Source organism: Ralstonia sp. RL (assembly GCF_001683835.1).
Taxonomy (GTDB): Bacteria; Pseudomonadota; Gammaproteobacteria; order Burkholderiales; family Burkholderiaceae; genus Ralstonia; species Ralstonia mannitolilytica.
This window is the reverse complement of the sequence record NZ_LWRX01000039.1, coordinates 1-22532: the sequence shown is the minus strand read 5'-3', so window position 1 is coordinate 22532 and position 22532 is coordinate 1. Positions and strand designations below refer to the sequence as shown.

Here is a 22532-nt window from a genome sequence, read left to right as displayed (position 1 = left end):
GCAATGGCACCGGCCGGCGCGGCGACGTGCCGTGCCCCACGTGCGAGGGCACCGGCAAGGTCATTCAGGGCATCGGGGGCGGATGACAGGGCCGGCTCAATGCGGCGCAGCCGCCACGCGGCGCGGCGCCGGGCGTCCATGGCCCGAAGCCTTCAGAAACGCATAGCCCTGCAGAGTCACACGGGCATAACAGCGGTCCGGGCCGCGGCGCTCCAACGTGACGAGCTCTTGCTCGATCAGCGCTTCCATATCGGCGCGGTCAAGGTCGTCCGAGGCGACGCCGTCGTTGACGAGAAGCAGCACGGCAAATTCATGGGGACTCAGCACAGTTGACTCCAGCTTGTTTGTGGGCCACGGCACGCCGCCGCGACGGTGGGCTTGGTTCACTGACACCATGAGCACTGCAAGGGCTGCCGGATACATCGAGAGAGGGCATGGGCGGCTTGCAGGAGAAGCCAGCATAGGCACAGCCGCCATGCCATTCAAGGCGCCAATTCGGCGCTTTCCGGCGCGATCTTTGACCTGCGCGCGAGCCACGGCGGCAACATACGTTTGCCGTGCAGCCGCGCGCATGTGCAACAACGATTGCGCGACGTGTGCGTCGCAGGAAAATCTCGCCCTCCCCCGTTTGCGTTAGAACGTTTGCCAAAAGAAAAGCGCTCCGGTGGTCACTCACCGGAGCGCACGGAGATGGCGTTGCCCGCGGTCAGACGTCGTCGGCGACGACGTTGCCTCGGCGGCCGAACCCATGCAGGGTGTCGATGCGCTCGGCGCGGGGCAGGCGCGCATAGGGGTCTTCGAGCTGCGCGTGCACCCCGAAGGCATGCAGTGCACGGTGGTGCTCGGTCACGCGATCTGCCGCCAGTGCCGCCGCGTGCCCGTGCACGACGGCCGTCACGCTGCCGTAGTGGCGTGCCATGCCGGGGCGCAGGCCATGCGACGCAGGGGCCTCGGGCTCCACCCAGTCGCTGCGGCCGAGCCGGCCGCGATAGCCGAACCGATGGAAGCCCGCCGCATCGGCCGTGACGGTGTCTGCGGACGGGGCCACGTCGCGCGGCTGCGGAGCGTCGGTGCGGGCCAAAGACGGCTCGGCACGGTCGCCGCTCTCGGGCACGACGATCGCCTTGGAGGCGAGCACGGGCTCCTCGGGGTCGTATTCCGGGCTGCGCACGAACGGCTGCGGCGGTGTGGCGGTGCCTGCCGGCGCCGGGCGGCCGGTCCACTCCTGCCACGTCCGCACGTGCGTGATGTCGCCGTCGTCGTCGTGGTCGACCACGAGCAGGCGCGTGTTGTGCGGACGTTGCCAGGCCGGCTTGCGTGCCTGCATGGCAGCGCGCGAGGCCGCTGCGCTCAGGGTGAGCGCCGGCGGCTTGGTGCGCGCGATCTTGCGGCGGATGGTGCGGTCGAGCCGCGACAGGATCATCCACACCACGAGCACCCCGCCCATGCCGGCAATGATGTTGCCGTACATGCGCAACTGCTCGAACGGCAGGCCGCTCGGGCCCACGCTGCTGATGGAGTACCCGACGTACAGCCCCAGCAGCCCCCAGATCGAGATCACCAGGATCGGCCGGAAGATGCGGAACCACAGCACGTGGTGCAGCGTGCCGACGATCCCCTTGTCGGAAAACGACTGCCGGATCGAGTTGCGCGAGACATCAATGACGAGCATGGTCATGGCGAATTCCCCTGTTGTTGTATGCCCCGGTCAGGGCTTGTCCAGCGCGCGCGGGCACGCTGGCGCTGAAAGGCGACGGCCGGAAAGCCGACCACGGTGGTGATGAGGTTCAGGATCCAGAACGCGACCGGGTACCAGACGGTATCGATGAAGTAGCGCAGGATGCCGTCGTCGTAGCGGCGGTCGATGAAGCAGCCGATCAGCAGCTGCAGCACGCACGTGATGAACAGCAACGTGCCGTGCCAGCGCGGGAAGGCCTCCATGCGCCACTCCGGCGGCATGTCGACAACCAGGCCCAGCACCGACCATGTGATGACAAACAACATGTTGTAGGCCCACACGACCGACAGCGCGTACTCGAAGAAGATCGGCCACATCATCGACTGCCGCAGGCTCAGCATGGCGGGGGCGTACTTGATGAGCGCCTGGATGCCGCCCTTGGCCCAGCGCAAACGCTGCTTGTACAGGCCGCGGAAAGTCTCGGGCATCAGGATCCACGACAGCGCGCGCGGCTCGTAGCGGATGATCCAGCCGCCCACCTGCAGCTTCCAGCTGATGTCGATGTCTTCGGTGAGCATGTCATTGCTCCAGTAGCCCACCTCCTCGATGGCGTGCTTGCGGAACATCACCACCACGCCCGACACCGTCAGCAGCCGGCCGTACACCTGCTGCGTCCGCTTGATGAGCCCCACGATCGACGAGAACTCGCCCACCTGCATGCGACCCAGCAGCGTGGAGCGCGTGCGGATGCGCGGGTTGCCGGTGACGGCGCCCACGGTCGGGTTGTCGATCAGGTGGCGGATCATCCAGGCGATGGCGTCCACGTCGAGGATCGAATCGCCGTCGATGCACATCAGGTACTCGGCATCGGTCACCTGCGCGGCGGTGGTCAGCCCAATGGCCTTGCCCTGGTTGGACGACTGGTGGATCACGACCAGCTGCGGGTACTGCGCCGCCAGTTCGTTCAGCCGCTCGCCGGTGCGGTCGGAGCTGCCGTCGTTCACGGCGATGATGTCGTAGTTCGGATACCGCATGCGCGCCAGGTGGCTGATCACCTCGCGCACATTGGCCTCTTCGTTGTAGCACGGCACGATGATCGACACCTTGGGGTAGCTCTTTACCCCCAGCAGCGCCAGGGGGTGCCGCACGTGGCTCGTCCCGCGCTCGAGCAGGAAGTAGTGCAGCAACCCGCCGATCATCCAGAAATACGACATGAAGAACGGGTAGTAGAAGACGAAGCCGGAGATCCAGCGCTTGACCAGAAGGGGGTCGAACATGTCAGCCTCCCGCCTTGTTGCTGGTGCTGGTGCTGGGGCCTGCCGGCGGGTTGGCCGCCTCCGTGACCGCCGGCTTGCGGTCCTGCGCGCCCTCAGGGGACTGGCCGGGCTGCAGCACCGGCACCGCGCCGTTGAGCTTCTCGGCGCTCGGCTGCGCCTTGCGCGTTTCGATGTAGGTCTTGAGCGACATCACCTCGCGCAGCACCTCGGTGTCTGGCCGGCCGGCGATGAAGTCGTCGGGGTAGTAGCCGTAGTTGAGCGCACCGGCGGCACGCAGCTGGCGCATCTGATCGCGCAGCACGGTCGTCGGGATCGGCTTGTCCTGGTTGCGCCAGTCCACGGCCTGCAGCTCGAAGATGGTCTTCTTCAGGCCGTCCTTGTGCTTGGCCACGGCGGCGGTCAGCTTCTTCATCCAGTCCTTCGGGTCCTTCGCTTCTTCCATGTACGGCATGGCTTCGAGCGCCACGTAGTCGTAGGCGTGCAGGAAGTCGTCAAAGTTCTGCGCGGTCCACTCCTCGGCCTTCGGGTCCAGCACGGGGCTGGCGAAGATGTTGCGCGCGGTCAGCATGTCGCGGCCGTTCTGGTAGCCCTGCGCCACGGTGATCAGCTCGTGCGAGAAATCGATCAGTGCCTTGGTCTTGGCGCGCGTCCACTTCTGCATCAGCTCGGGCGACTGGCGGATCTGGTTGATGTCGCCGGGCAGGCCCATGGCCTCGTAGGCCTTCAGCGCGGCGGGGCTGGCATCTTCGTAGTCGTCGAGCACGCCATCGTCGTGGAACAGCACGCCGTCGATGATCGAGTTCTTGGCCAGGTCTTCATAGATGTCGCGGATCACCTTGCGCGCTTCCGGATCGAACGGCGACAGGCGCGGCGGCTTGACCGTGCCCGGCCGCTGCGGTGCGCCCGGCACCGACTGCACGAAGTGCGTGGCCGCGGGTTCCTTCTCCGGCAGCTTGAACGACAGCAACGGCAGCCACGCATACACCTCCACCTTCGCACGCGTCTTCAGCTGCCACGACACGCGCGAGAACAGGTCTGCGCGCATCGGCATGTGGCGGTTCGGAAAGTACACGGCATCCACCGCGCCGTTGCCCTTCGGGTCGGCAAAGGCCTGCAGGTAGACCACGCGCGGGGCGAGGTCCTTGATGCGGTCGATCAGCTTGCCGAGGTTGGCTTCCTGCTGCTTCGGGTCCGGGTCGTAGATGTAATCCATGTCGACCTGCACGACACGCTGCACGGGGTTGATCTCGCCGTGGTGCGTGACGGGCTCGCGCAGCGAACGCTCGAGGTCGCCCGTGTTGGTGTCGTAGCCCATCAGGCTGCGGCGGATGGCCGTGAGCGGCACGTCCGGCGTATTCGGGCCCGGCTCCAGCGTGAGCATGTACTTCAGGCCGACGTTGGCGGCTTCCTGGTCCAGGATCAGGTTGTGCGCGCCGTACGGCCACACCACGGTCTGCACCTTGGCGCCGATGTTCTTCTCGATGAGGTCGACACTGCGCTGCAGGTCGGAGCGCACGCGCTTGCGGTATTCCTCGTCGGTTTCATACCGGCCCAGCTTCGGCAGGTAGGCGTGCGTGCTGGCGGCGGGCATTTCGTTGCCCTGCGGGTTGCCCAGCGTGCCGTGGTGCATGTCGTGCGTGTGCGTGGCGAATTCGGCCAGGCCCGAGGCCTGCATCTCACGCACCTGGTTCCAGTTCATGAAGAAGTCGCGCGACACGATCTGCTTGTCCGACAGCTTGATCTTCGCGCCCGGCGGGGCGTTGGTCCACTCCGTCACCAGGCCGAACACGGCCGGAAAGCGGAACTGCTTGAGCAGGGGGAAGACCTTCGTGTAGTGGCTTTCATAGCCATCGTCGAAGGTCAGCAGGATGGGCCGCTTTGGCAGCGGCTTGCCGCCGTTGCGCGCAGCGTCGATCTGGGCCAGCGTCACGGGGTGATAGCCGTTGGCCTGGATCCAGCTGAACATGTTGGTCAGCATCTTGGTGTCGACGGCGAACCCGTCGGGCAACGTCTCGAAGCTGGCCCGCAGGTTGTCGCGGATGTCGTGAAAGCACAGCACGCGGAAGGTCTTGCCGTCGTCCGGGTCGGGCTTGGGCAGGAAATCCACCTGGATGGCGGCGGCCGGGCGCGCAGCCATGAGGGCGAGCGCCACGGTCAGTGCCATCCAGGCGAAGAGTCGTCGCAGCGACGGTTGTCGGAAAGCTTGCATGGGCATCACAGCGGAATGTTGAGGTTCAGATACAGGAACTTGCGGTTCTCGGGCTGGCCGTCGTAGCGATGGCGGCCATAGCCGATGCCGTAAGAGACCTGCGTCTTGCGATTGATCTGCCAGACGTGCTCCAGCCGCGCTTCATACATCGGGCTGGTGCCGAACGACTGCTGGTTGTAGACGCCGCCCGTCAGGTACACGCGCTGCGTGAACGACTTGTCGGCGTAGCGCCAGGGCGTCCACGACCAGATGGCGGTGGCCTGCCCGCTGTAGTCGCGCGAGGGGCTGAAGTAGTTCAGGCCCGTCATCGTGTTGCTGCTGGTGTCTGCGCCAAACAGCACGCCGAGCGTGTGGCGCGGCGAGACGAACACCTGCTGGTAGAAATTCGCGCCCCAGCGCTGGCGCAGGTTGTCGTCGGTGTAGCGCGACACGCCATACGTGAGCGATGCGTAGCGCGTCTCGTCCCATGTGTAGCGCACGTTGCCGCTGATCGTCTTGCCCGTCACGCCGACCTGGTACGCCTTGTAGGGCACTTCCAGGTCGTCGTTGGTAATCATCCCCGAGACCTTCCAGTGGTCGCTCGGGATCCACGTGGCATCGAGCGTGCCGCCCGTCTTGCCGGCCGAACCGACCGACTGGTGCACCTCGCCGTTCACTTCCACGCCCGTGTTGAACCACTGCACGCCCGCGCCATTGCGCACGCGGCTCTGCGACGTGCCGTCAAAATTCGCACGGCCCGAGAAGTTGTGGAAGAACAGCCGGTAGTGATCGGCAAACGGGCTGCTGTACGCCTTCGTGTCCACGCCAAACTCGTTGTTGGCGAACACCGAGTTGCCCTTGTCCGCGGTCGACTGGATGATCAGCTGCGGGCTCTGGTAGACGTCCAAGTCCTTGCGCAGCGCGCGCACCGAGCCATTCTCGGGAAAGCGTTCGTCCAGCCCGCTGGCGACATCCTTGGCGGTCTTCAAGTCGTCCACCGCCAGCGATGCACGGCCGTAGCCGGCCACCACGCTCAGGTCGTCCGGGTGTTCGGCGAGCGCGGTCCGGTACATCTCGCGCGAGCGGTACGGCTCGGCCTGCACCATGGCGCCGTCGGCGCGCGCGCTGACCAGCGAGGCCGCAAACGGCGCTTCGTGCCGCCATTTGTCCATCTCGGAAATCCCCTCGTGCGTGCGGCCCGTGAGGACGAGGTACTGTGCTTCCAGCCGCTTGACGCGCGAGTAGTCGGGGTTGGGCGTGCCGGCTTCGGGCGCGAGGCGCACGTACTCCGGGTTGTCGGCCTTCATCTTGTCGAGCAGCGCGCGGGCGTCTTCAAAGCGGCCGGTGTCGAGGTAGGCGTAGAACAGGCCTTCCTGCACGTCGCCCGTCTCGATCTCGCCGGGGCCGGCATCCTTGAGCGCCTGGGCGTATGCGGCGGCAGCCTTGTCGGGCGTATCCAGGTACGCATAGGCATCGCCGGCGGCCACACGCGTGTAGGCCGGGATCTTGCCCGTCTGTGACATCGCCTCATAACGCTTGACGGCATCCTTCATGCGCCCGCGCGAGGCCAGCGCCACCACCTCGTCGGCGACGATCGCCTGGCGGAATTCGGCGTTCTCGGGTGTGTCGGGCACCTTCTTGATCAGCGCCTCGATCTCGGCCACGGCCTGATCGATGATGACGAAACGCTCCGGCCCGTTGATGACCTTCAGCTGCTGGCGCCCCCAGCGGATGCGCTGCGCGGCGGCGGCATGGTCGACATGCCAGGACTCGGCCTCCGTGAACCAGTCCGGATGCTGGCGCAGGTGCTCCTGCGCCAGCGTGGCGGCACCCTCGCGGGTCTCGCGCATGACTTCGTCGTGAAAGGCTTGCCGGTCGGTCGGCATGGCGCCGGCCGGTGCGTTGTCCGGCGGGTTGCCGGCGGCGTGGGTTGCCGCGGCATTGGCCGCTTCGGGCGATACGGGCAGCGGTTCGAGCGCGCCGGGGCCCTGGGCACTCCGTCCCGCCGGCGCGGCGGCAGCGGCGTCCGGAGACGTCACGCCCGGCGGCAGGATCACCGTGGGCGACGGCGCGGGTGCTGCCTCGGCGGCAGGCATCTGCGCGGGGGCGGGCGCTGCCGTGGCCGGGGCGTCGGCCGGCGGCACGGGCTGCTGCGCCACCAGCAAGGCCGCGGCCGGCGGCTCGGGCAAGGCTGCGTCACCGGCCATCACCGTGGTGGAGGCCAGCGCGGCGGGGCCGCTCGATGCGGCATCGCTCAGTTGTGCGTCGATCAGGCGGCGTGTGGCCGCGTTGGCGCTGTCGTCGATCGCTGCGTGCGCAAACAGGGGCGCGGTGCCGACCACCACAACGGTGGCGGCGGCAATGGCGCAGCGGCGGGGATGCCATGACGCGGCCGCGCTCGTGCGCTCGGCCGGCAGGCTCCAAAGAGTGGGCTCGTGGTTTGTCATTGTTCTGGTGTCCAGTAAGCGGCGCGTGCATGGGCACGCTCTCCGCATTGCATGGAAAGCGGCTGCGGCCGGTCAGCCCAGGCGGGCCGTACCGTTGGCGGCACGCAGGGGCGCGCGCATCGGCTTGGCGGGTGCCACGCCGCCAAAGGCACGCGTCATGGCAGCCCAGCGCGATTCGGCGCCAAGGTCTGGCGCCCCGGCGGGCGCAGACGAAGACACCATCACGGCATCCCGTGCCGGCGTGCCAAGGGGAATGGCAGGTGCGCCCGTCTGGACAAACGGGGCAGAGTCTTCTGGCACACGGCTCGCCACGTGCGGCGTCGCCGTGCCTGCGGCGGCTTCATGCGAGGTGCCGCCCTGCAGTTCCAGCGGAATCCCGAGGCGCATGGCTGCGTACACGGCTTCGCTCTTGTTGCGCACATTCAGGCGGCGGTACAGCGTGCAGGCGTGCGTCTTGACGGTGGCTTCGGAAATGCCGAGCAGGCGCCCGACACCCTTGACCGAATGTCCGCGCGAGAGCAGCACCAGCACTTCGTACTGCCGCAGCGACACATTGAGCCGCTCCGCTGCTTGCGCCGCATCGAGCGCCAGCGGCGCCGCAGCGTGCGGTGCGCGCGGCATCAGCGGCGGGTACGACTGGCCGCCGGCCAGCACGAGTTGCAGGGTTGCCAGGAGGACTTCCGGCGATTGCGTCTTGGAGGCGTACGCGTCTGCCCCGCATGTCATGGCAACGTGCGCCTCTTCGGGCGACAGACTTGCTGCAAGCAGCACCACGTGGCGCGCCTCGCTGCGGGCGATGGTTTCGCGCAGCAGCGTCGCATCGATCGGCGCTTCGGCCTCTTCCAGGCCGATCACGAGCAGATCGGCCTGCACATCGACGGGCTGCAGCTCGCCAAGCGCGCGTGCGGGCAGTGCGGGAGCAACGACTTCCAGGCCCAGGGCGGGATGCGCGAGCAGCTGCGCAAGTCCGGCTCGCAACAACGGATGATTCTCCAGCAGGACTGCTTTCATGGTTTCCTCGTTTTCTTGTGAAGCGATTCCGGTCACACATGCGCAAGCGCCCGCCGCGGCAAGCGCGCGCGCAGATGACCGTCGAAACCCCGGGACCGTCCGAGAAAGCGCCCTGCCACGCGCCGGGCCAAAGCCGCCGGTGGAAAAGCGAAGTGCGAATGCCGTGGGGACACATCCGATTCCGGATTCGCTTATAGGAAGAGCGTGTTCTGCACGTGCCGCGTGTGATGCATACGCCCTGCACTTGCAGAGTGACCGCACGTCATGGAGCAAGCATTGGGCCAGGCGCGTGCAGCGCAACATCTGCTTACATTTCCGGCACAAAAGCCGGGGGCGGGAAAGCGGCCGAGACCCGCAGTGGCAAAGGATTGCCGGGCTGATGCAGTGATTGCTGCAATGCAGAAAATACGCCCGGTTTCTGTAACGAATCTGTTACGTCTGCCCGGTGTGCGACGTCGGCGTGCTCGTACCGGCGGACGTCGTCTGAACGTTTTTACAACCTGTTTTAAAACTTACCGAGGCGCCCGTCAGACGCCACATTGCATGGACCTGCGCTGTCCGGTTGACAGCCGGATGACGCCGCTGTTACGGCTTGCGGCGCATGACGAATAGAAACAGGCTGTCGATGGCTCCCACCATGAAGATCAGCGCCGCGGCGGTGTGCAGCATCCACGTGCCATCCGGGAACGGCAGCGGGATCGACGTATGCGGAATGGCCGCCACCACACACGCCGCGACCGAGGTGCGCACCACCGGCACCCACCATGTCCGCTGCGCGGGCGGTGGATCGTCGCGATGGCGCGGCGCCGGCTCGGAGTTCTTGGCACGTTCGTCGGGCGTCGGGCAGGACATGCGGCGGGAGGAAGAAGTGATGGCCATGCTGCATTGTTGAACACAACCGGCCGAAGCGAAACCGAGAACAGCCGCATCCGAGCCGTTCATTTCCCCCGACAGAAATCGCCTAGGCCGGTTGCGTGGCCAGGGGGGCCAGGTTCTGCAGCATGTCGGTGGTGATTTCAGCCAGGCCGTATTCCGGCTTCCAGCCCCAGTCGCGGCGGGCCACGCTGTCGTCGATCGAGTTCGGCCAGCTTGCCGCAATCGCCTGGCGGAAGTCCGGCGCGTAGTCCACTTCGAATGCCGGACGGTGCTTGCGGATTTCCGCCGCCAGCTGCGCCGGCGTAAAGCTCACCCCCGCGAGGTTGTAGCTGCCGCGCTCGGTGATGCGCTCGGCCGGCGCTTCCATCAGCTCGATGGTGGCCCGGATCGCGTCGGGCATGTACATCATGGGCAGCGCCTCGTCGCGGTCGAGAAAGCACGTGTAGCGCTCGCCCTTCACGGCGGAATGGAAGATGTCGATGGCGTAGTCGGTCGTGCCGCCGCCGGGTGCGGTCTTGTACGAAATCAACCCCGGATAGCGCAGGCTGCGCACGTCGACGCCATGGTGCTCGAAATACCAGCGGCACCAGCCCTCCCCCGCCAGCTTGGAGATGCCGTAGACCGTCCTGGGCTCCATGGTCGTGCTCTGCGGGGTGTTGTCCGGCGGGGTGGTCGGGCCGAACGCCGCAATCGAGCTGGGCCAGAAGATCCGCTCGAGTTGATGGTTGCGCGCGGCCTCGAGCACGTTCAGCAACCCGTTCATGTTGAGCTGCCAGGCCCAGGTGGGCGACTGCTCGCCGGCCGCCGACAGCGCCGCCGCGAGGTGATAGATCTGCGTGATGCCGTGGCGCTCGATGATCTCGCGCAGCTGGCCGCGATCGGTCACGTCGAGCGTCTCGTGGCGGATCTGCGCGTGCCGGCCGCGCGGCACCATGTCGCTCGTCACGACGTTGTTGTTGCCGTAGCGCTCGGCCAGCGCGGCCGCCAGTTCGGTGCCCAGCTGCCCGTTCGCGCCGATGATGAGGATGCGTGGCGCCGCGCCCGCGGTGCCGCTCGTTCCAGTCCCGCTGCTCATCAGATGATCCCCAGTTCCTTGCCGGCTGTCTCGAAGGCCTTGAGCGCCGCATCGAGCTGCTCGCGCTCGTGCACCGCGCTGATCTGCACACGGATGCGCGCCTGCCCCTTGGGCACCACGGGATAGAAGAAACCGATCACGTACACACCGAGTTCCAGCAGGCGCTTCGACAGGGCCTGCGCCTTTTGTGCGTCGTACACCATGATCGGCACGATGGGGTGGTCGCCCGGCTTGATGTCGAAACCGAGTTCGACGATCTTGCGGCGGAAATACAGCGCGCTGGCTTCGAGCTTGTCGCGCAGGGCGGTATCGGCCTCCAGCAGGTCGAGCACCTTGATCGTTGCCCCGACAATGGACGGCGCCACGGTATTCGAAAACAGATACGGACGCGAACGCTGGCGCAGCAGCGCCACGACTTCCTTGCGCGCGCTGGTGAAACCGCCCGACGCCCCGCCCAGGCCCTTGCCCAGCGTGCCGGTGATGATGTCGATCTTGCCGAACACGCCGCGGTGCTCGTGCGAGCCGCGCCCGCGCTTGCCGAGAAAGCCCGTGGCATGGCATTCATCGATGCCCAGCAGCGCGCCGAATTCATCGCAGATGGTGCGGATTTCATCCAGCCGCGCAATCGTGCCGTCCATCGAGAACACGCCGTCGGTAAAGACGAGCTTGAAGCGCGCGCCCGCTGCGTCGGCGGCCTGCAACTGGGCGCGCAGGTCCTCCAGATCGTTGTGCTTGTACCGATAGCGCTGCGCCTTGCACAGGCGGATGCCGTCGATGATGGACGCATGGTTCAGTTCATCGCTGATGACGGCGTCCTCCGCGCCGAGCAGCGTCTCGAACAGCCCGCCGTTGGCGTCGAACGCCGAGCCGTAGAGGATGGTGTCTTCGGTGCCGAGAAACTTCGCCAGCCGGGCTTCCAGCGTCTTGTGCAGATCCTGCGTGCCGCAGATGAAGCGCACCGAGCTCAGGCCAAAGCCGTGCGTCTGCAGCGCCTCATGCGCGGCCTTCAGCACCTCGGGGTGCGACGACAGGCCCAGGTAGTTGTTGGCGCAGAGGTTGATGACCTCCTTGCCGTCGTCCGTGCGGATCACGCTGCCCTGCGGCGACGTGATGATGCGCTCGGTCTTGTAGAGACCCGCTTCCTCGATCGCTTCGAGCTCGCGGCGGATGTGCGTGTAGAAGGCGTCGGCACAAGCGTTGGCTGTCGTTGTCCCCATGGGGCTCCTCCTGTAGACTGCGCTGATCGATAAATCGAACAAGTTCGATATATCGAATAATTTGTTCAATTTACAAGATACCCACCGATGGCACAAGCCCCTGCCACCGATGTACTCGCCGACGGCCCCCCCGCCGTGGGCGCCAAGCTGCAAGCGCTGCGCCAGGCGCGCAAGATGTCGCTCGACGAGCTGTCGCGCCGCGCCGGCGTTTCCAAATCCATGCTCTCGCAAGTGGAGCGCAACCTCGCCAACCCCACGGTTGCCGTGCTGTGGCGCCTGGCCACGGCGCTGGGCGTGGGGCTGGCGGATTTCCTCTCGCCAGACGGCGCGGCGGATGCGGCCCCTGCGGTGACGGTCATCCCTGCTCACTCCATCCCAGTCATCAAAAGCCCGGATGGCAAGTGCGAATTGAAGATTCTTGGCCCGGTGGAGCTGGCCGCGCGCTTTGAATGGTATGAACTCGCGATCCAGCCGGGTGGCGTGCTGGCCTCCGAACCGCATGAGGCGGGCGCGAAGGAGCATCTGTCCGTGCTGAGCGGCACGTTGACGGTGCAGTCAGGCCCGAGCGAGAAGAAGGTGCGGCATGGGGAATCGGCGCGTTATCCGGTGGATGTGCAGCACGCGATTTCCAACGCCGGCAAGACGGTGGCGACGGCGCTGCTGGTGGTGGAGTATGCGCAGTAGCGCCGCAGATGAGCCGGCTACGCCGCCTGCAGCGGCGGCACCCGCCACACCCGCGGCAGCAGCATCCCGAGCATCAGCCCGCGCAACGCCATGAAGGCCAGCATGGCGACCCACAGCCCGTGGTTGCCCCACAACGGCTGCAGCGTGACCGACAACCCCCAGAACGCCACCGCCGCCACGGCCATCGTCACGAGCAGTTCGCGCGTGCGCGTCGCACCGATGAATACGCCGTCAAACTGGAAGCCCCACACCGACGCAACCGGCAGCAGCGCCGCCCACACGAGGTAATGGCGCGCGGCTTCGCGCACGGGCGGCTGGTCGGTCAGCACGCCGATGATGGCGGCGCCGGCAAGCGCATACACGGCCGCGAAGAGGCCCGCCCCGAGCACGGACCAGAACGTCGACACGCGGATCGCCATGCGCAGCGCAGCCCGATCCCGCGCGCCCAGCGCGGCGCCCACCAGGGCTTCCGCCGCATGCGCGAAGCCGTCCAGGCCATAGGCCATGAAGGTCAGGAAGTTGAGCAGCAGCGCGTTGGCGGCCAGCACCACGTCGCCCTGCCGGGCGCCCGCGTGGGCAAACCAGCCGAAGGCAGCCAGCAGGCAGAGCGTGCGCAGGAAGATGTCGGTGTTCAGGCCCATCAGGCGGCGCCACGCGTCGGGCGCCATCAATTCGGCGCGCGTGAGCGGCGGCAAGCCCGTCGGCCGCTGCAGCCACAGCAACAGCATGCCGAGCGCAAAGCCGGCCATGTCGGCCAGCGCCGTCGCCGCGCCAATGCCGCCGACGCCCATGCCGGCCCCAAGCACCAGACCCAGCACCGCAGCCATGTTGACCGCGTTGATGAACACCTGCAGCAGGAGCGCGCGCCGCACCTGCTGCCGCCCGAGCAGCGTGCCGAGAACCACGTAGTTGGCGAGCGCGAACGGCGCCGACCAGATCCGCGCGTGGCAATAGACGTCGGCCATGCGCGTGACGGATTCGCTTGCCCCCAGCAGCGCCAGGGTGATGCGGATGGCTGGCACCTGCAGCACGAGCAGCGCCGCGCCGATGGCCCACGCCAGCAACAGTGCGCGGACCACGCTCGCTCGCAGCGCACGCGTATCGCCGGCGCCGTGCGCCTGCGATACGAGACCCGTCGTCCCCATGCGCAGGAAGCCGAAGCCCCAGAATACGAAGTTGAAGAACACGCCACCCAGCGCCACGCCGCCGATGTATTCGGGCCCCGGCAGGTGCCCCGCCACGGCCGTATCCACGGCCGACAGGATGGGCTGGGTCAGGTTGGCGAGGACGATGGGAAAGGCCAGCATCAGCACGCGCCGGTGCCACTGCGCGGGTGATGCAGGTGCAACCGAAGTGACGGAAGAGGACTCCATGCGGGCAAAAAACTGGCGGAAACAGTGAAAAAGCGGTGCAACCGCCCTTGATTTCGCTATCATTGCGCCCCATTGCGAGCTCCGGCAATCGAGCGGCACGTGCGGCACCCCGCACAACGTCGCCGGTGACTATACGCGAATCCCCCCGGAGGGCAGGCATCGTGCCCCGCCCTTCATCGCGACCGGACTGGTGCGGTTGATGCTTCGCGTCAGCCGGCACCCGCATGTCCCAGGCTGGTGACACCCACCACACGGGACGGTGGGCGATGCCCAAACCGCATCGCCTCGTTAGAACGAAGCGGACTCCTCACCAAACCGCGATGCCCTGTCGAGCCTCCGACTCGCCGGGGTGGAGACTCCTCTTGGAAAAAAACGTACAACGCAACCTTGGCGCCTGGGCCCTGATGCTGACCGGTCTGGGCTCGATCATCGGTTCGGGCTGGCTCTTCGGTGCCGGCCATGCCGCGCAGGTGGCCGGCCCCGCGGCCATCTTCACGTGGGTCATCGGCGCCGTCGTCATCCTCGCCATCGCCCTGACGTACGCCGAACTGGGGGCTATGTTCCCCGAGTCGGGTGGCATGGTGCGCTACGCACGCTACTCGCATGGCTCGCTGGTCGGCTTCGTGGCGGCCTGGGCCAACTGGATCGCCATCGTCACCGTGATCCCCATCGAGGCCGAGGCCTCCATCCAGTACATGAGCTCGTGGCCATGGCCGTGGGCGCAAGGCCTGTTCCAGAACGGTGAGCTGACGCCGGTCGGGCTGGCACTCTCGGCAGTGCTGGTCGTCGTGTACTTCCTTCTGAACTACTGGGGCGTGAAGGTGTTTGCCAAGGCCAACAACGCCATCACGATCTTCAAGTTCATCATCCCGGCGGCGACGGCCGTGGCGCTGGTGGCGGCGGGCTTCCATCCGGGCAACTTCGGCATGGGCGATGCCGCGAGCGGCACGGCGCAGGGCTTCGCACCGTACGGCTGGTCTGCCGTGCTGACGGCCATTGCCACCAGCGGCATCGTGTTCGCGTTCAACGGCTTCCAGAGCCCGATCAACCTCGCGGGCGAGGCGCGCAACCCGGGCCGCAACGTGCCCATCGCGGTGATCGGCTCGATCCTGCTGGCGGCGGTGATCTACGTGGCGCTGCAGGTCGCCTTCCTGGGCGCAGTGCCGCCGGAATCGCTGGCCGGCGGCTGGCACGGCATCGACTTCCACTCGCCGTTCGCCCAGCTGGCGATCGCGCTGAACCTGAACTGGCTTGCGCTGGTGCTGTACATCGACGCGTTCGTCAGCCCCTCGGGCACGGGCAGCACGTACATGGCCACCACCACGCGCATGATCTACGCCATGGAGCGCAACAACACCATGCCTGCCATCTTCGGCCGCGTGCATCCGGTGTTTGGCGTGTCGCGCCCGGCCATGTGGTTGAACCTCGCGGTGTCGTTCATCTTCCTGTTCTTCTTCCGCGGCTGGGGTGCGCTGGCGGCTGTCATTTCGGTGGCGACGGTCATCTCGTACCTGACGGGGCCGATCAGCGTGATGTCGCTGCGCCGCAGCTCGCCGCAGCTGCATCGTCCGCTGCGCCTGCCGGGCCTGTCGCTCATCGCGCCGTTCGCCTTCGTGTGTGCGTCGCTGATCCTGTACTGGGCCAAGTGGCCGCTGACAGGCGAGATCATCGTGCTGATGCTGGTGGCCCTGCCCGTGTACTTCTACTACCAGGCCAAGGCCGGCTGGCCCGACTTCAAGACCGAGCTCAAGGGCGCCTGGTGGATGATCGCCTACCTGCCGACCATCGCCGCGCTGTCGTACTGCGGCAGCACGCAGTTCGGCGGCCATGGCTACATCCCGTACGGCTGGGACATGGGCATCGTGGCGGCCATCTCGCTGGTCTTCTACCACTGGGGCGTGGCCAGCGGCTGGCACACGCGCTATCTGGAAGAAGTCGACAGCGTGCACGAAGAGGCCCGGCTGCACGGCGGCCAACGTGCGCCGCGCGGCGTGCCGCAGAGCATCTGAGCGGCGGCTCACCGCTGCACCGAAGACAACGCCCGACCGGCTCGCCGGCGGGCGTTTTTCTTTGCGCGCAAGCGCTTGCGTTCGGAGAACGTGTCATTGGGCCACGCCCCTCCGTGGTGGGGCATCCGGACCGCCAGCCCGCGCCGCTGCTGGCGTCACAAAAAGTTCATTCAACTCTATGTTCAGGGGACCGTTTAGCAGAATGTCCGATCCTGCGCTCGCTGCCCTGACCCATGACGTCCTCGCCGCTCCCCCTGCCTGCGGGCATCGCTCCCGAGATGCTGCGCACGGTGTTCCAGCCGATCTTTCGCCTTGCCACCGCGGAAGTGCTCGGTTATGAAGCGCTGCTGCGCGGGCCGGTCGGCTCGGCCATGGAGACACCCGCGGCGCTGTTCGCGGCGGCCCGCGACACGGCCGGCGCGATCGCGCTGGAGACCGCCGCCGCACGCCTGGCCATCGCCCGCTTCTCGGCCATGCGGCTGCCGGGCAAGCTGTTCCTGAACTTCAGCGCCCAGGGCGTGCGGCAGCTGCTGCAAGATCATGCCCGGCTGCTGCACGCGATTGCCGACCACGACCTCCACCCCTCGCGCATCGTCATCGAGCTGACCGAGCAGACGCCCATCGACGACCTGCCGAGCTTCGCGCAGGCGCTGTCGGTGGCGCGGGACTTCGGCCTGCAATGCGCGCTCGACGATTTCGGCACCGGCAATGCCAACCTCAACCTGCTCATCGAGCTCACGCCCGACTTCATCAAGCTCGACAAGTATTTCCTGCGCGACATCGCCAAGCATCCCGCCAAGCTCGACATCGCACGCTCCTTGCAGCAGACGCTCAAGGGCGGTGCCACCAGCATCATCGCCGAAGGGCTGGAGACCGAAGACGAGCTGGGCGTGGTGCGCGACCTGGGCATCCGGTTCGGGCAGGGCTTCTTCCTGGCGCGCCCGCACGACACACCGGCGAGCGACATGTCGAATCACGCGGCACGCGTGCTGCAGTCTTCGCAGATTGCGGTGTTTCCGCAGGCCGTGCGCGTGGGGTGGCGTGCCATCACGGCCAGCAAGCTGCTGCGTGTGGCGCCCACCCTGCCCCTGCGCAGCAGCAATGACGACGTGCTCCAGCTGTTCAACCGCCACCCCGACCTGCACGCCGTGGCGCTCCTCGATGAAGACGAACGCCCGCTCGCGCTCATCGCGCGCCGCGCCTTCATCGACCGCTATGCGATGCCGTATCACCGCGAGCTGTACGGCAAGAAGCCGGCGCTGGCGTTTGCCAACCGGCAGCCGGTGCTGGTGGAAAAATCGGCCTCGCTCGAAGACATGTCGGCGCTGCTGATGAGCGAAGACCAGCGCTACCTGACCGACGGCTTCATCATCACCGAGAACGGCCGCTACCTGGGCCTGGGCACCGGCGAAGAACTCGTGCGCACCGTCACGGAAATCCGCATCGAGGCCGCGCGCTACGCTAATCCGCTCACGTTCCTGCCGGGCAACATCCCGCTGAACCTGCACATTGAACGTCTGCTGGAAGCGCGCGCGGAGTTCTACGCCTGCTACGTCGACCTCAATCACTTCAAGCCCTTCAACGACCAGTACGGCTACTGGCAGGGCGACGAGATGCTCAAGATGGCCGCCGCCGTGCTGGCCGCCGCGTGCGAGCCCACGCGCGATTTCCTGGGCCACGTGGGCGGCGACGATTTCCTGATCCTCTTCCAGAGCGCCGACTGGCGCGCGCGCATCGCGCAGGCGATGGCGGCATTCAACGCCAACGCCCTGGCCATGTATACGCAGGCCGACCGCGCGGCCGGCGGCATTCACGCAGAAGACCGCAAGGGCCTTCCCGCCTTCTTCCGCTTTGTGACGATGGCCGTGGGGGCCCTGCATGTCCATCCCGGCGCGGCGCGCAACAGCGACGACATCGGCACCGCGGCGGCGCTCGCCAAGCGGCGTGCAAAGCAGAGCGAGAGCGGGTTCCATCTCGAAGCGATGTACCCTGCACAGGCCTTCACCATGGCGTAGGAGAGCGCCGGCGAGCGTCAGCAAAGTTTGCACCGAGAAGCCGCGGCAAATAGCCGCGGTAAAAATGACAAAAACGTCCATGCACGTGCAGCGCGCTCAACGTTTTGCATTTTCTGCATGTCACATTTACACGGCCATGTGGCGACCTGCTCCCACCCCGGCGAATTAGGCCAAGAACGGCTTTCTTATTGGGGTTTCGGAGTGTCAGCGAAACCCTTACAGTCTCGCCCGCGATTCGCCTTTTCGATGTAGTCGAGACCCCGACAAGAAGCACGACGGTACGAAGCAACAGGGTTTTTTGGGCGCGTCTTCACGCCTCGTCACCTCCCCCGGCTTGTGGCGCTTTTTCAACTTGGGACACCCCGAGATTGGCGGAGCCTTGCCCAACGCCGGAGAAGTGGCGAGTGATCAACGCCGTGGCCCCCATGCCACTGCCCCACTTGCAAGGAAGTCCTGTTTCATGCGTACCCGTCTGTTCTCCCTGGGCTTGATCGCCGGCGCAACGTTTGCGCTTTTTTCGGCGCCCAGCCAAGCGTCCTGCGTTGCCAATCCGCCCACGCAATCCAACGCCACATTCCCCGCCAGCCTGACCGGCAAGCTCGCGTATCACAGCTATGTGAGCTACGGCGATGGCACCAGCCAGATCTTCATCTACGACTTCGCTGCGCGCACGCTCACGCAAGTCTCCAAGGCGACCTGGGGCATCCAGGATCCGATGAACGCCGTGTTCAGCCCGGATGGCAAGTGGCTCGCCTTCATGGGCATCAAGAACAACGCGTGGAACCTGTTCTTCTGGCAGATCGGCACGAGCAACATGCCGATCAACCTGACCAACAGCAGCGGCCAGACGCGCAATGAAGACCCGAAGTTCAGCGCGGACGGCAAGTCGCTGTACTTCAAGCAGAACGGCGACGTGATGCAGGCCGCGCTGTCGTACACGAGCTCTGGCCCGGTGTTCACCTCGGTGGTGAACCTGACCCGCACGGCGCCTTCGCAGGAAAACTCGATGCCGTTTGCCACGCCGGACGGCACGGCGATCTTCTACACCACGGGCACCGGCTCGGGCATGGGCCTGTACAAGCAGACCGTGGGCAGCACCGCGAAGGTGGCCTTCGACACGCCGGCGGGCCTCGCCACGTACTACCCGATCGTGCGGGCCGACGGCACCGTGTTCTACGCACGCTGGCACGACGCTGCCAGTCAGGCCGACCAGATCTACACCAAGGTCAACCCGGGCGACACGCCGAACCAGCTCTCGCTCAACGACTGCAACAGCAACAACTCCGACCCGGCCCCCGTCAACGGCACGAACTACGTGTTCTTCTCGTCGACGAGCGCGGGCGGCTACCAGCTCTACCTCGGCGACGTGACCACCGGCCAGCGCTGGAGCCTGTCGCAGTTTGGCGTGAACTCGGATACCAGCAAGGCGAAGCTCGGCTCGAACTACTACGCCGGCGGGGGTGCCGCGGCGGCGGCACCGGCCGTCACGCTGCTCTCGCAAGGCAAGCCGGCCAGCGCATCGTCGAGCTACAGCGCGAGCCTGGGTCCGGCCTATGCGTTTGACGGCAACACGACCAACACACGTTGGGATTCGATCGAAGGCAGTGCCGCCGGGACGCAATGGCTGATGGTTGACCTCGGCACGACGCGCACCATCACCGGCGTCGACCTGTACTGGGACGCGGGCGCCAAGGTGTATTCCATCCAGACCTCCAACGACGGCGTGAACTGGACCAACCTCTACTCGACCTCGAACGGGGCGTCCTGGGGTCACACGTCGCTGGCCAACCTGAAGGGCAGCGGCCGCTATGTGCGCATGTACGGCACGCAGCGGGCCACGCAATGGGGCTACTCGGTGAACGAGATGCAGGTGTGGGGCTACTGATCGGCAAGCCGCAGATCGGGCATCGCTGACCTGACAACGCCCCGGTGGCTTCGGCCATCGGGGCGTTTGTCATGGGCGGGCGGTTGAGGGCTAACCCGTAGATTGTCAAAACCTGAACATTCAGGCTGGCTCGGGCTGGGCACGATGGCGGCTCCGCACCCCGCCAGAGGATCGACGATGCCCTCCCGTACCCCGCCGCACACGACACCGCCGCACGGCATCAGCCGGCGCGACTTCCTGACGCTGGGCACCGCCGCCGCGGGCCTGGGCGCCCTGGGCCTGAGCCTGCCGGAAGCCGCGCACGCTGCCGATGCCAACTGGCATGCCGGCCAGCTCGTGCACCTGATTCCGGCGGCCAGCCACAACCGGTTCCTCATCAAGGCATCGTTCCAGGCGCCGCTGCCGCGTGCGCCGTGGCTGCTCGTCAACGGCAAGCGCATCGCCGGCGAGCAGACCGATACCGCCGGCCGCTTCTGGCGCTTCGACGCGCGCAGCCTGCAAGCGGATACGCCGTACACGCTGCGCATCGTCGATGCCGGCGGCAAACCGCTGGCCGATGCCTGGTCGCTCAAGACCTTCCCCGCGCCCGGCGCCACGCCGGCACGCCTGCGCATCCTGGCCTACACGTGTGCCGGCGGCTACGACGGCCCACCCCTGGCCGGCAAGACGGCGTGGCTCGACATGAACGCACGCCGCCGGCTGCTGGCGCGCGGCATGTCGTTCGCGCCCGACACCGTGATCGCCAACGGCGACCACATCTACTGGGATCTCCAGACCTCGCAGAACAAGCCGTTCGCGCGCCAGGTGCGCGAGCTCATGTGGGAAAAGTTCGGCGGCGCGCTCGACATGTCGGTGCCGATGTCGCATCCGAAGAACGAAGCCATCTTCACCCGCGTGTGCGACTACCAGATCGCCGGTCTGTACGGCACCACGCTGCGCTCCACACCCGCGTACTTCCTGACGGACGACCACGACACCTTCGAGAACGACGAGTTCGATGACAAGGTCGCCACGCTGCCGCCCGAACCGTACGGCCTGGTCGGCGCGGAGCTGACGCAGCACCGCTATTACCCCGAGTTCCTGCCCGATGCCAACCGCCCCGTGTGGCTGCCCGGCGGCGACAAGGCCGGCATGCCCGCCGACACGAACAGCGCCTTCGGCACGCTGCGCTATGGCGCCCTGCTCGAAGCCGTGCTGTACGACTGCCGCCGCTTTCTCGACAACAAGGGCATGCACGCGCGCGTGGTGCCGCAATGGGTGGAAGACTGGGTCGTGGCACGCACGCGCGCAGAAGACACCGCGCATTTCTTCCATGTGCCGTCGCTGCCGTTTGCGTATTCATCGGGCAAGCTCGGCGACTGGTATCCGGATCTGCTCGACAAGAAGACCGGGCGGCTGGTCGGCAACGTGCCCAAGCCGGGCTGGCAGAGCGGCTGGCATGCGCAGCATCAGCGCCTGGTCGCTGCGCTGGCGCAGCAGAAGCGCCGCGCCGCCGTGATCGTGCAGGGAGACTTCCACGCATCGGCCGCCGGGTCGATGTCGCGCTCGGGCGAGCTCGCACTCGTGCAACCCGTCCACACGGTCATGACGGGCACGCTGGGCACGGGCGACCTGGCATTTCCGTCGGCCTTCCGCAGCATCGAGACGACGCCGGCGTTGTCGGTCGCCATGCAGGAAGCCCTGCGCCCGACCGAGAAGAACGGCTTCACCATCATCGACGTGGCGCCCGAGAAGATGACGTTCTCGCTGTTCATGTGGCGTCCGCCCGAGCCAGTGGAGGCCATCGACACGCTGCAGCCCGCGCTGGTGTACGAGGTGCCGCGCTTGGCCTGAGGGCGCGGCGTCAGTCGGCGCGCGTTGCGGTGGCGCTCACCAACAAGGCCATGTCGTCGATTTCGATATGGCCGTAGCGCAAGCGGATCGCGCCCAGCTTGACGAGCGCCTGCAGCTCCTTGCTCAGCGTCTGGCGGCTGATGCCGAGCATCATGGCCAGCGCGTCCTGCGAAGTGGAGATGGTCGTACGCCCTTCTGCCGACTGCGAGACGTCGCCATGGGCGAGCATCGCAATGCGCCTCGCCACGCGCGCCCGCGTGCCCTGCAGCGCCGCACCGGCGAGCGAACCATAGGCGAGCCGCAGGCGCGTGGCCACCAGCCGCGCCATCGCGCCGGCAAAGGCGGCATCGCGCATCAACGCGTCGAAGCGCTCCCCGCTGACGGCCAGCACTTCGGCGTCTTCCAGCGCAATCGCGCAATGGCCGCGCGGTTGCTGATCGAGCGTCGATACGCCGCCAAACCAGTTGCCCGGCTCGACCAGCGCGAGGATGGCCTCATCGCCGTCGGCATTGAAGACCGACAGTTTCAGCACGCCGCCGGCCACACCAAAGAACGCGTGTGAACCCGCGCCGACCGGATCGCCCTGACGGAACAGCAACCCGCCCGCCGCCACCGGCACCGGAACGGCCGCCTCCAGCAGCGCATCGGCCGCATGGCCCGGCAGGCTGCTGAACCAGGCGTTGCTGTAGAAGACCGCCTTATCCACGGCGCCGCCCCAGCACCCAGCCCACCGACAGCACATAGCGGCTGCCGCCCTCCACCCGCGTGACACTGTGCTCACATGCATCGGGGCGGAACAGCTTGATGCGCCGCGTCTGGAAGATCGGGCTGGCGCAGACGAATTCCCCGCCCGAACGCGGCGACTTCAGCACGATGTTGAGCCGGTAGTGGCGGCCATCGGCGACCGGGTCGGTATGTGGGGGAATCTCCGCCCCGTCCGGATAGCGGATCAGGTAGCTGTCGA

At 66.7% G+C, this 22532-nt stretch carries 17 protein-coding genes; 5 read left to right on the top strand and 12 right to left on the bottom strand.

Going from position 1 to position 22532, the window contains the following annotated elements; genetic code table 11:
- Positions 1 to 96: 96 nt before the first annotated feature.
- The 9 genes from A6M56_RS03985 to kbl all read right to left on the bottom strand — a co-directional run bounded on the left by A6M56_RS03985 (position 97) and on the right by kbl (position 11769).
- Positions 97 to 327 carry a hypothetical protein gene (locus A6M56_RS03985; RefSeq protein WP_045220324.1) on the bottom strand — a complete coding sequence of 77 codons (231 nt, stop codon included), beginning with the start codon at positions 325 to 327 and terminating at the stop codon, positions 97 to 99.
- Positions 328 to 706: 379 nt separating this feature from the next.
- Positions 707 to 1678, bottom strand: coding sequence for a poly-beta-1,6-N-acetyl-D-glucosamine biosynthesis protein PgaD (gene pgaD / locus A6M56_RS03980; protein WP_102079229.1), 972 nt, complete (start codon positions 1676 to 1678; stop codon positions 707 to 709).
- Positions 1675 to 2955 carry a poly-beta-1,6-N-acetyl-D-glucosamine synthase gene (gene pgaC / locus A6M56_RS03975; protein ID WP_045218856.1) on the bottom strand — a complete coding sequence of 427 codons (1281 nt, stop codon included), beginning with the start codon at positions 2953 to 2955 and terminating at the stop codon, positions 1675 to 1677. Before pgaC ends, pgaD begins: the two co-directional genes overlap by 4 nt.
- Position 2956: 1 nt before the next feature.
- Entirely contained in the window at positions 2957 to 5164 is a 2208-nt protein-coding gene (pgaB, locus tag A6M56_RS03970; protein WP_373271716.1) for a poly-beta-1,6-N-acetyl-D-glucosamine N-deacetylase PgaB, read from the bottom strand.
- Positions 5165 to 5169: 5 nt separating this feature from the next.
- Complete coding sequence (gene pgaA, locus A6M56_RS03965; protein ID WP_102079227.1) at positions 5170 to 7590, bottom strand: poly-beta-1,6 N-acetyl-D-glucosamine export porin PgaA; 2421 nt, start codon at positions 7588 to 7590, stop codon at positions 5170 to 5172.
- Positions 7591 to 7662: 72 nt separating this feature from the next.
- The gene (locus A6M56_RS03960) at positions 7663 to 8601 is read right to left on the bottom strand and encodes a LuxR C-terminal-related transcriptional regulator (RefSeq protein ID WP_045218862.1); all 939 of its coding nucleotides are present in this window, start codon (positions 8599 to 8601) and stop codon (positions 7663 to 7665) included.
- A gap of 585 nt (positions 8602 to 9186) precedes the next feature.
- Complete coding sequence (locus A6M56_RS03955; protein WP_233902547.1) at positions 9187 to 9480, bottom strand: hypothetical protein; 294 nt, start codon at positions 9478 to 9480, stop codon at positions 9187 to 9189.
- Positions 9481 to 9562: 82 nt separating this feature from the next.
- Positions 9563 to 10552 carry an L-threonine 3-dehydrogenase gene (locus tag A6M56_RS03950; protein ID WP_102079226.1) on the bottom strand — a complete coding sequence of 330 codons (990 nt, stop codon included), beginning with the start codon at positions 10550 to 10552 and terminating at the stop codon, positions 9563 to 9565.
- Positions 10552 to 11769 carry a glycine C-acetyltransferase gene (gene kbl, locus A6M56_RS03945; protein ID WP_045218869.1) on the bottom strand — a complete coding sequence of 406 codons (1218 nt, stop codon included), beginning with the start codon at positions 11767 to 11769 and terminating at the stop codon, positions 10552 to 10554. Before kbl ends, A6M56_RS03950 begins: the two co-directional genes overlap by 1 nt.
- An 87-nt stretch (positions 11770 to 11856) precedes the next feature.
- On the opposite strand from kbl, the gene A6M56_RS03940 reads away from it, so the two are divergent.
- Positions 11857 to 12453 carry a helix-turn-helix domain-containing protein gene (locus A6M56_RS03940; protein ID WP_045218871.1) on the top strand — a complete coding sequence of 199 codons (597 nt, stop codon included), beginning with the start codon at positions 11857 to 11859 and terminating at the stop codon, positions 12451 to 12453.
- 17 nt (positions 12454 to 12470) lie between these two features.
- Here A6M56_RS03940 and A6M56_RS03935 read toward each other — a convergent pair whose 3' ends face one another.
- Complete coding sequence (locus tag A6M56_RS03935) at positions 12471 to 13826, bottom strand: MATE family efflux transporter (RefSeq protein WP_062738063.1); 1356 nt, start codon at positions 13824 to 13826, stop codon at positions 12471 to 12473.
- A gap of 362 nt (positions 13827 to 14188) precedes the next feature.
- Here A6M56_RS03935 and A6M56_RS03930 point away from each other — a divergent pair, with 362 nt between their 5' ends.
- The 4 genes from A6M56_RS03930 (at position 14189) to A6M56_RS03915 (ending at position 21568) form a co-directional block, all read left to right on the top strand.
- Positions 14189 to 15835: an APC family permease gene (locus A6M56_RS03930; RefSeq protein WP_102079225.1), complete on the top strand. Its 1647-nt coding sequence runs from the start codon at positions 14189 to 14191 to the stop codon at positions 15833 to 15835.
- 233 nt (positions 15836 to 16068) lie between these two features.
- Positions 16069 to 17850 carry an EAL domain-containing protein gene (locus tag A6M56_RS03925; RefSeq protein ID WP_062738061.1) on the top strand — a complete coding sequence of 594 codons (1782 nt, stop codon included), beginning with the start codon at positions 16069 to 16071 and terminating at the stop codon, positions 17848 to 17850.
- A gap of 460 nt (positions 17851 to 18310) precedes the next feature.
- Positions 18311 to 19735, top strand: a complete 1425-nt coding sequence (locus A6M56_RS03920; protein ID WP_045218879.1) for a discoidin domain-containing protein — start codon at positions 18311 to 18313, stop codon at positions 19733 to 19735.
- A gap of 177 nt (positions 19736 to 19912) precedes the next feature.
- Positions 19913 to 21568 carry a twin-arginine translocation signal domain-containing protein gene (locus A6M56_RS03915; RefSeq protein WP_102079224.1) on the top strand — a complete coding sequence of 552 codons (1656 nt, stop codon included), beginning with the start codon at positions 19913 to 19915 and terminating at the stop codon, positions 21566 to 21568.
- A gap of 10 nt (positions 21569 to 21578) precedes the next feature.
- Here the strand turns inward: A6M56_RS03915 and A6M56_RS03910 are convergent, their stop codons facing one another.
- Entirely contained in the window at positions 21579 to 22274 is a 696-nt protein-coding gene (locus tag A6M56_RS03910; RefSeq protein ID WP_257983855.1) for a Crp/Fnr family transcriptional regulator, read from the bottom strand.
- Positions 22267 to 22532: 2OG-Fe(II) oxygenase (locus A6M56_RS03905; protein WP_286757799.1), on the bottom strand; the 266-nt coding region annotated here is incomplete at its 5' end. The genes A6M56_RS03905 and A6M56_RS03910, both read right to left, overlap by 8 nt.

Coding starts and splice junctions, on each gene's coding strand:
- kbl (WP_045218869.1), bottom strand. CDS start 11,769: ATGGGGACAACGACAGCCAACGCTTGTGCCGACGCCTTCTACACGCAC.
- A6M56_RS03940 (WP_045218871.1), top strand. CDS start 11,857: ATGGCACAAGCCCCTGCCACCGATGTACTCGCCGACGGCCCCCCCGCC.
- A6M56_RS03960 (WP_045218862.1), bottom strand. CDS start 8,601: ATGAAAGCAGTCCTGCTGGAGAATCATCCGTTGTTGCGAGCCGGACTT.
- pgaD (WP_102079229.1), bottom strand. CDS start 1,678: ATGACCATGCTCGTCATTGATGTCTCGCGCAACTCGATCCGGCAGTCG.
- A6M56_RS03915 (WP_102079224.1), top strand. CDS start 19,913: ATGCCCTCCCGTACCCCGCCGCACACGACACCGCCGCACGGCATCAGC.
- pgaA (WP_102079227.1), bottom strand. CDS start 7,590: ATGACAAACCACGAGCCCACTCTTTGGAGCCTGCCGGCCGAGCGCACG.
- pgaB (WP_373271716.1), bottom strand. CDS start 5,164: ATGCAAGCTTTCCGACAACCGTCGCTGCGACGACTCTTCGCCTGGATG.
- A6M56_RS03935 (WP_062738063.1), bottom strand. CDS start 13,826: ATGGAGTCCTCTTCCGTCACTTCGGTTGCACCTGCATCACCCGCGCAG.
- A6M56_RS03955 (WP_233902547.1), bottom strand. CDS start 9,480: ATGGCCATCACTTCTTCCTCCCGCCGCATGTCCTGCCCGACGCCCGAC.
- A6M56_RS03925 (WP_062738061.1), top strand. CDS start 16,069: ATGACGTCCTCGCCGCTCCCCCTGCCTGCGGGCATCGCTCCCGAGATG.
- A6M56_RS03950 (WP_102079226.1), bottom strand. CDS start 10,552: ATGAGCAGCGGGACTGGAACGAGCGGCACCGCGGGCGCGGCGCCACGC.
- A6M56_RS03920 (WP_045218879.1), top strand. CDS start 18,311: ATGCGTACCCGTCTGTTCTCCCTGGGCTTGATCGCCGGCGCAACGTTT.
- pgaC (WP_045218856.1), bottom strand. CDS start 2,955: ATGTTCGACCCCCTTCTGGTCAAGCGCTGGATCTCCGGCTTCGTCTTC.